This is a genomic window from Laceyella sediminis, assembly GCF_003003125.1.
Lineage (GTDB): Bacteria > Bacillota > Bacilli > Thermoactinomycetales > Thermoactinomycetaceae > Laceyella > Laceyella tengchongensis.
Genome location: NZ_PVTZ01000025.1, coordinates 1 through 7,736 on the forward strand (window position 1 = coordinate 1; position 7,736 = coordinate 7,736).

Below are 7,736 nucleotides of genomic sequence, written 5' to 3' on the forward strand. Positions count from 1 at the left end.
TAGGGTCCGAAGACCCCCGCACGACTTGCATGTATTAGGCATGCCGCCAGCGTTCATCCTGAGCCAGGATCAAACTCTCCGTTAAAGGTTTCACATCGAAGTGTGAAACTGAGGTTTGAGTCTATGCTCGAAGTTGATACTCCGCCGAGCAAAGCTCGCGGAGTTGTGAAACACTAAACACTAAAGTGTTAAGTGTTTCATCGAATTGACAGGTCACGTTGTCACTCTTTAGTTTTCAAGGAACACTTTGTTTTATTTCGCACCGCTCGCTCGCGGCGACAAATACGATCTTACTAAATGATTGCATTCAAGTCAACACATAAACCCTTATTTCATCTATTCAGATTATTTCACTTCTTTATCCTGCGGGAATGACGAGATGTTAAGAAGCTTTGGAACAAGAGCACCGAATGAAGGGAGGAGGCGGGCAACAGTATGAATAAGATTAACTGTGCCCGCTTTTACTACCTTCAAATTTTCATAACTCCCCCGGTGCTGGCGGAGGTAACCAGTTTGGAATAACGAGCAAGATACCCCGTTTTCACCTTTGGCTCAAAACCGGACCACTTGGCTCGTCTTCGTTCAAGCTCTTCTGGAGACAACCGCACTTCCAATTTCTTTTGTTCGATGTCAATCACTACAATATCTCCGTCTTCAATGAAGGCAATGGGGCCTCCTTCCGCAGCTTCAGGGGAAACATGGCCAACGCAAATCCCTCGAGTTGCCCCCGAAAAGCGCCCATCTGTCACCAAGGCCACTTTCGTTCCCAAGCCCATCCCCACAATTTGAGATGTTGGCGCCAACATTTCGGGCATGCCCGGCCCGCCTTTGGGGCCTTCATATCGGATGACGACAACATGTCCTGCTTGCACTTTTCCTGAAGCAATACCTTGCAAAGCTTCATCTTGGGAGTCAAAGACAATGGCTGGCCCCTCATGGCGGGTAATGCCGTTTTGAACGGCGCCTGATTTGATCACAGCGCCATCGGGAGCCAAATTGCCAAACAGGATCGACAAGCCACCTGTTTGCGAGTAGGCATCCGGCAATGGCCGAATCACATCTTGATCCAAGATATCCGCTCCCAAGATATTCTCGCCCAAGGTTTTGCCCGTGACAGTGATCTGATCCAAGTGCAAGGCTCCCTCTTTTTTACTAAGCTCGTTCAAAATGGCGGAGACGCCGCCTGCCCGATGCACGTCTTCAATGTGATAATCGGAAGCGGGGCTAACTTTGCACAAATGCGGCACTTTTTGGGCCAACTGGTTGATCCGCTCCAATGAATAGTCTAATCCCGCCTCATGAGCAATAGCCAACGTATGCAAAACCGTATTGGAAGAGCCTCCCATGGCCATATCCAAGGCGAACGCGTTGTCAATGGCTTTCTCGGTCACAATGTCACGCGGCTTCAAATCCAACTCGATCAATCGCAAAAGTTGTTTCGCTGCTTGCTTGACCAGCTCTTTTCTCTCTTCGCTCACAGCCAGGATGGTTCCATTGCCCGGGAGAGCCAAACCGATTGCCTCCAGCAGGCAGTTCATGGAATTGGCGGTGAACATCCCTGAACAAGAACCGCATGTTGGACAGCCATACCGTTCCAATTCCTCCAGGTTGGCTTGGTTAATCTTGCCCGCTTGGTAAGCGCCGACCCCTTCAAACACGGAAGCCAAAGAAATGGAGCGACCGTCACTTGTTTTCCCCGCTTTCATGGGACCGCCGGACACGATGATGGTGGGGATATTCACTCGCAAAGCCGCCATCATCATGCCCGGAGTGATTTTGTCACAGTTGGGAATGCAGATCAAACCGTCAAACGCATGGGCTGACACCACCGTTTCTATGGAATCGGCGATAATCTCTCGGCTGGGAAGGGAATAGCGCATGCCGATGTGTCCCATGGCAATCCCATCATCCACCCCGATCGTGTTAAATTCAAACGGTACGCCGCCCGCTTCACGCACCGCTTCTTTCACCAATTCGCCAAACGCTTGCAGATGAACGTGTCCGGGAATAATGTCAATATATGAATTGGCGATGGCGATGAACGGTTTATCCCAATCGGACTCATCTCGAATTTGTCCAGTCGCCCGCAACAAGCTGCGATGCGGAGCGCGGTCAAACCCTCGTTTGATCGTGTCGCTTCTCATTTTTCTCACACGGCATCCCTCCTGGCCAGTCAAATCAACAGATGAAATAAGTTCGGATCCTTATTGATTTCCATATAATCCACCTGATTTCGCTCCATTCGTTCAATCAACAGTGGATATTCATTCCTCTCCTTCAACTCAATTCCCACCAGAGCGGGGCCGCTATCACGGTTGTTTTTCTTGATATATTCAAATCGGGTGATGTCCGCCTGCTCCGTCAAAGTCCCATTGATAAATTCCCGCAAAGCGCCGGCCCGTTGCGGGAAATTAATAATGAAATAATGCTTCAATCCTTCATAAATCAACGATCTTTCCTTAATCTCAGACATACGGTCAATATCGTTGTTCCCGCCGCTGATCACACAGACCACGTTTTTGCCCTTGAGCTCGTTCCGATAAAAATCGAGGGCAGCCAAAGCCAACGCTCCTGCAGGTTCTACAACGATCGCATTCTCATTGTACAATTGCAGGATGGTAGAACAAACTTTCCCTTCTGGCACCAGTACCACGTCGTCCAGCACTTGTTTGCAAATCTCCAGTGTCAGCGTGCCCACTTGTTGCACTGCCGCACCATCAACAAATTTATCCAGTTCGCGCAACATGACTCTTTCGTTTTGGCGCAATGACGCATGCATCGCCGGGGCGCCGGCGGGCTCCACACCAATGATTTTGGTCATAGGACTGACCTTTTTTAGGTAGGTGCCCAAACCGGCGGCTAATCCTCCTCCGCCAATGCCGACAAACAAGTAATCAATGGAACCGGGAAACTGTTCAATGATCTCTAATCCCACAGTTCCTTGCCCAGCGATCACATCCGGGTCATCAAAAGGATGCACAAACAGCTTCCGTTCTCGCTCACACACTCGCATCGCCTCAGCGAACGAAGCGTCAAACGTATCTCCGGTCAAGACGATCTCCACATATGGACCGCCAAAACGCGCAACCTGGTTCACCTTTTGATTGGGCGTAGTGGTGGGCATGAATATTTTTCCTTGCACCTGCAACATGCGACAAGAGTAGGCAACCCCCTGCGCATGATTGCCAGCGCTCGCGCATACGACCCCGCGATCCAATTCATCTCTTGAACGGCGGCTTAAAAAGTGATAAGCCCCTCTGAGTTTAAAAGAACGAACAACCTGCAAGTCTTCACGTTTGAGATAAAGCTGACATTGATGCCGATCGGATAATAGCGCGTCATACTCCAGTGGCGTTTGTCTGACGACGTCCTTGAGCGCGCTCCGGGCACTCACCACATCGCCCGGGCCGACGGCCTCTTTTACATTGATCATCTCCGCACCGACCTCCGCATCCAGCCCTCTACTTCGCTTATTTCTGCATCCAACTCATCATTTGACGCAATTTGGCCCCCACTTCTTCAATCTGATGATTGGCCTCTTGCTGCTTGATCGCGTTGTAAGAAGGACGCCCTGCCTGATTTTCGAGAATCCATTTTTTCGCGAATTCCCCTTGTTGAATTTCACGCAACACTTGGCGCATCTCCTCTTTGGTCGCATCAGTGACAATGCGGTTCCCGGTCATGTAATCCCCAAATTCGGCTGTATCGGAGATGGAATAGCGCATCCGGGAAAGACCTCCTTCGTACATCAAATCTACGATCAATTTCAATTCGTGCAGACATTCAAAGTAGGCAATCTCTGGACTGTATCCGGCCTCCACCAACGTTTCAAATCCTGCTTTGACCAGGGCCGTCATGCCTCCGCACAAAACAGCTTGCTCACCGAACAGATCTGTTTCCGTCTCTTCGCGGAAAGTTGTTTCAAATACCCCCGCTTTGGTACAACCCAATCCTTTGGCATAAGCAAGTGCCACCTGTTTGGCTTGGCCCGTCGCATCCTGATGAACCGCTAGCAACCCCGGCACACCACCGCCTTGTTTAAATACGCGACGCACCAAGTGACCAGGGCTCTTGGGTGCCACCATGGCCACGTCCACATCTTCAGGAGGGACAATTTGGCCGAAGTGAACATTAAACCCGTGTGAAAACAGCAGCATGTTGCCGGCAGTCAATCCAGGCGCCACCTCTTCCTGGTACACCTTGGCTTGGTATTCATCAGGCAACAAAAGTTGGATCACATCGGCGCGGGCGCTCGCTTCTTTAACCGTCAGCACTTCAAATCCGTCAGCCTCCGCTTGTTGCCATGATTTGCCGGGTCTCAACCCAATCACCACGTTTACGCCGGAATCCCGCAAGTTTTGCGCTTGAGCGTGGCCTTGGGACCCATAGCCGATCACCGCCACCGTCTTGTTTGCCAAAACGCTTAAATCCGCATGATTGTCATAATACATATGCATGTTATCCGTCTCCCTTTTTCGATATTTGATGTGAAAGTGAGATTTAATGGCTTTCGCCAGACAATTTCTGAACAGCGATGACATCAATTTGCTTGCTTAACTGCCTAATCATTTGCTCCAATTTGAAAGTGTCACAATCCATGGTGATCGTCATGGTAGAAAAATCGGATCGCTCCTCTTTTTCCACCAGCAGGTGTTCTATGTCGATGCCCCTGCGCACATACATCCCCACAACTCTCGCCAATGCGCTAGACTTGGGATTCACCCTCAGCTTGATTGTCTGCTTCATCCTTCCCACCTTCCCAAAATCATCTCATTGTTGCCTTTGCCCGGAGGCACCATCGGAAACACACTTTCCTCTTCTTCTACTTGGAAGTCAACCACGATCGGACCAGGATAACGCAACGCTTCGTCAATGGCGCGTTCCGCTTCTTCCTTGGTGGTTGCGCGTATCCCTTTCACATGGAACGCTTCCGCCACTTTCACAAAATCTGGCGAACTAAGCCGCGATTCTGAATAACGCCCATCGTAGAATATCTCCTGCCATTGCCGCACCATCCCCAAGAAATGATTGTTGATGACAAAAATCTTCACGGGGATGTTCATTTCCGCGATCGTTTGCAGTTCCTGTATATTCATTTGGAATGAAGCGTCCCCGGCGATGCAAACGACGGTCGCATCCGGTTTGGCTAACTGCGCCCCCATGGCCGCCGGAAAGCCAAATCCCATCGTACCCAAACCACCTGATGTGATAAAACTGCGCGGTTGGCATACCCGGTAAAAATGCGCCGCCCACATCTGGTGTTGCCCTACTTCAGTCGTGACGATCGCTTTGCCCTCCGTCACCTTGCTCAAATAATCGATAACAAATTGTGGTTTCAACTCCCCGTCCGGACGTTGCTCATAGGTTAAAGGAAACGCTTGTGCCCTGTTTGTTGTTTGGTTAACCCACGCATCGCTGTCTGGTCGGGGGGCTTGATCCAACAGTCGCAGTAACGCCTTTCGCACATCACATACCAGCGGATAATCAATTGCTACATTTTTGCCGATCTCCGCGGGGTCAATGTCGATGTGCACCTTCTTTGAATGGGGAGAGAATCGTTCCAGCTTGCCTGTGACTCGATCATCAAAGCGCACACCACAGGCGATCAACAAGTCACATTCATAAGCAGCCATGTTGGCGGCATAGGTTCCATGCATGCCCAGCATTCCCAAAAACAACGGATCATCTGGTTCAAACGCCCCCAAGCCCATCAGCGTCGTGACGACGGGAATGTTGGCCTGTTTGGCAAAATTCCTCAACTCCCTTGACGCTTCAGCGTGAATGATGCCACCACCGATATATAAAAGGGGGCGCCGAGCTTGGGCAATCGCAGTGGCGATCTTGGCAATTTGCTCTGGATCGGGTTCTTCCGCGACACGATAGCCGGGCAAAGAGATTCGGTCTGGATACTGACATTCAGCCTCCGCATTAGACACATCTTTCGGTATGTCAATCAAAACGGGCCCGGGCCGACCTGAACCAGCTACATGATAAGCCTCTTGGATAATCTTTGGAATCTCGGCTGGATCATGCACTTGGTAACTGTATTTGGTTACAGGCAACGTGATTCCCAGCACATCGGCTTCTTGAAAAGCATCCGTTCCCAACATAGAAGTGGCCACCTGACCCGTAAAGATGACAATAGGGACAGAATCCATATAAGCGTCGGCAATGCCGGTTACCAAGTTGGTTGCACCTGGCCCCGAGGTGACCATCACCGTTCCCACCTTCCCCGTCGCGCGGGCATATCCTTCGGCAGCATGGATAGCCGCCTGTTCATGTCGCGTCGACACATGATGGATCCCACTGTTGTACAGCGCGTCGTAGATCGGCAATATCGCCCCACCAGGATAACCAAAAATCGTGTCGACACCTAAGCGTTTCAAACACTGGACAACCATCCTGGCGCCAGACATTTTTTCAATCTTCTGACTAACTCCAGTGTTCATACTGTTTCACAACCTTTCCTCACAATGGTTTACCCAACATTCGCTCCTCAACAAGAAACGCCTACAAGTCGATTTGTTTGGTTGAAGGCATGGTTGGGAGGCCTCCTAAGCGATTGCCATCCCATGAGTCAGTACAAAAAAGCCCCAGCCATCAAACAAACGTTTCTCTTCCTTTCAAACGTTTGATTTGACGCTGAGGCGAGAAACACTCGCGGTACCACTCAGCTTCTCTACTTTTCTCACGAAAAGCAGACTCACCAAGTCCTTTTGCAGGACCTTAGTTTGCTAACGGAAACCAGCCGTTGCCTTCTACTTGAGAATGCTTCCTCTTTGAAAGGCAAAACTCAGAGGTGATGCGTGAAATGGGATGACGCCCATCTTCTCAGCCATGAGATGGTTCTCTGTACCGTCAGTGCCCACTTCCGCTTGTCCTCTTCACCGTAGTTGAGTGATAAAGTTGTGTTGTTATTTTCTAAAAATTCAATCTTAAAACACTTAAACGTCTTCCTTCCTGTCAGCTGGTTAAAGCCACCGGTAAACCATTTTGTAAGGGTGTGAGTTTGCGGTAATGTGAAATGATTGCTTTGTCAAGTTATTAAAAATGATTATAGTAACCTCTATTCATCTTGTCAACAACTATTGTAGTTTTATAATGAATAAAATGAATAATGATATGTTTAAAATAAGTTTGCGAACATTTTCTTGCATAAGTCTACTGCTTCATTTTTTACTTGCATAAGGATTCGAACTCCTGCCAAAAACAAAGTGTTAATAGGTATGATCTCTGTTGTTATCAGTAGTATATCAGAATCGCCTGTAAATGCAACCGAGTAAATGAATTTTCTTTAATTTGTTTTGCAAAAAGAGTGATGTACCCCCTCACTCTGCCCTTATTCAGCAAAAAACCCCCACTTCATTTTGAAGTGGGGGTTGGTGGCCTGGCAACGACCTACTCTCCCAGGGCTTAAGCCCAAGTACCATCGGCGCTGGAGGGCTTAACTTCCGTGTTCGGTATGGGAACGGGTGGGTCCCCTCCGCCATCATCACCAGACGTTATGTTGTTATTCAAGGTGTGAACCACACCCTGAAAATTAGAATGGAATAAAGCGTGTTGCAAGATGAAGAGATGAAGTAGGATAAGCCCTCGACCGATTCGTATCCGTCAGCTAAACGCATTGCTGCGCTTACACCTCGGACCGATCAACCTCGTCATCTACAAGGGGTCTTACTTCCACAGGGGAATGGGAAATCTCATCTTGAGGGGGGCTTCGCGCTTAGATGCTTTCA

The 7,736-nt window shown here is 49.4% G+C and carries 5 protein-coding genes and 3 rRNA genes; all 8 read right to left on the reverse strand.

What is annotated here, in order from left to right; translation table 11 throughout:
* A 16S ribosomal RNA gene (locus tag CLV36_RS16505) occupies positions 1-85 on the reverse strand; the annotation flags it as partial.
* 385 nt (positions 86-470) lie between these two features.
* Positions 471-2,153, reverse strand: coding sequence for a dihydroxy-acid dehydratase (ilvD, locus tag CLV36_RS16510; RefSeq protein ID WP_022739123.1), 1,683 nt, complete (start codon positions 2,151-2,153; stop codon positions 471-473).
* Between the two features lie 20 nt (positions 2,154-2,173).
* A complete protein-coding gene (gene ilvA, locus CLV36_RS16515; RefSeq protein WP_022739122.1) occupies positions 2,174-3,433 on the reverse strand; it encodes a threonine ammonia-lyase IlvA in 1,260 nt (419 codons plus the stop codon).
* Between the two features lie 37 nt (positions 3,434-3,470).
* Positions 3,471-4,541 carry a ketol-acid reductoisomerase gene (locus CLV36_RS16520; RefSeq protein ID WP_083464954.1) on the reverse strand — a complete coding sequence of 357 codons (1,071 nt, stop codon included), beginning with the start codon at positions 4,539-4,541 and terminating at the stop codon, positions 3,471-3,473.
* A complete protein-coding gene (gene ilvN, locus CLV36_RS16525) occupies positions 4,501-4,746 on the reverse strand; it encodes an acetolactate synthase small subunit (protein ID WP_022739119.1) in 246 nt (81 codons plus the stop codon). The genes CLV36_RS16520 and ilvN overlap by 41 nt, the downstream gene beginning before the upstream one ends.
* A complete protein-coding gene (gene ilvB, locus CLV36_RS16530) occupies positions 4,743-6,449 on the reverse strand; it encodes a biosynthetic-type acetolactate synthase large subunit (protein ID WP_106343376.1) in 1,707 nt (568 codons plus the stop codon). The genes ilvN and ilvB overlap by 4 nt, the downstream gene beginning before the upstream one ends.
* 936 nt (positions 6,450-7,385) lie before the next feature.
* Positions 7,386-7,500, reverse strand: a 5S ribosomal RNA gene (gene rrf / locus CLV36_RS16535).
* 81 nt (positions 7,501-7,581) lie between these two features.
* A 23S ribosomal RNA gene (locus CLV36_RS16540) occupies positions 7,582-7,736 on the reverse strand; the annotation flags it as partial.

Bases quoted from the DNA above. Each gene is read 5' to 3' on its own strand.
- ilvA (WP_022739122.1), bottom strand. From the start codon at position 3,433: ATGATCAATGTAAAAGAGGCCGTCGGCCCGGGCGATGTGGTGAGTGCC.
- CLV36_RS16520 (WP_083464954.1), bottom strand. From the start codon at position 4,541: ATGTCATCGCTGTTCAGAAATTGTCTGGCGAAAGCCATTAAATCTCAC.
- ilvN (WP_022739119.1), bottom strand. From the start codon at position 4,746: ATGAAGCAGACAATCAAGCTGAGGGTGAATCCCAAGTCTAGCGCATTG.
- ilvB (WP_106343376.1), bottom strand. From the start codon at position 6,449: ATGAACACTGGAGTTAGTCAGAAGATTGAAAAAATGTCTGGCGCCAGG.